Raw genomic sequence first — 655 nt, 5'->3', positions numbered from 1 at the left:
TGCCGATGGCGGGCACCCGGACATTGCCAAACCGCTGCATGGATTCGGGGCAGGTGTCCTTGAATTGGCTTTGAGGCATCGCGGCGACGCTTTCCGCGTAGTCTATGCCTTGCAGATCGAAGATGAAATCTGGATCATTCACGCCTTCCAGAAAAAATCTAAATCAGGCATCGCAACGCCGAAAACGGATATCGATTTGATCCGCGAACGACTGAAACGGCTAAGGGAGGCTTTACGATGAGCGATAACGAATTCGAGCTTGTACGCGGCAGCGGTAATCTGTTCCGAGATTTTAACGTTCCGAACCCCGATCTCGAGCAGTTCCGCGCCCTGCTGGCGGGCCAGATCATCAAGACGCTCGACGCCCGCAAGCTTACCGTCCGCGAGGCGCAGGAGGCGACGGGGATCGATGCGGGGGATTTTTCGCGCATCCGTCGCGTGAAGCTGGATCGCTTCACGGTCGATAAGCTGATGACTATCCTCGGCCGGCTCGGCCAAGAGGTGCAGCTTGACGTGAAGGTGTTCCCCCGCTCCGCGCACGCCGCCTCGGCACTGGCGCATCCGTGACCTGGCACTATCGCATTCTGCGCTACCCGAACGGAGGGCTCGCGCTGCACGAGGTCTATTGCAACGCTGCGGGCGAACCTACGTCGTG

The 655-nt window shown here is 59.2% G+C and carries 2 protein-coding genes; both read left to right on the top strand.

What is annotated here, in order from left to right:
* Positions 1–241, top strand: a 241-nt coding sequence (locus FV242_RS34085) for a type II toxin-antitoxin system RelE/ParE family toxin (RefSeq protein WP_147942053.1), incomplete at its 5' end; no start/stop codon positions are given.
* Entirely contained in the window at positions 238–567 is a 330-nt protein-coding gene (locus FV242_RS34080) for a helix-turn-helix domain-containing protein (RefSeq protein ID WP_147942052.1), read from the top strand. The genes FV242_RS34085 and FV242_RS34080, both read left to right, overlap by 4 nt.
* The last annotated feature ends 88 nt before the right edge of the window (positions 568–655 follow it).

It is taken from the genome of Methylobacterium sp. WL64, from assembly GCF_008039945.1.
Classification (GTDB): domain Bacteria; phylum Pseudomonadota; class Alphaproteobacteria; order Rhizobiales; family Beijerinckiaceae; genus Methylobacterium.
The sequence above is the reverse complement of the archived record's forward strand: the minus strand, read 5'-3'. Positions and strand labels throughout refer to the sequence as shown.

Coding starts and splice junctions, on each gene's coding strand:
- FV242_RS34080 (WP_147942052.1), top strand. CDS start 238: ATGAGCGATAACGAATTCGAGCTTGTACGCGGCAGCGGTAATCTGTTC.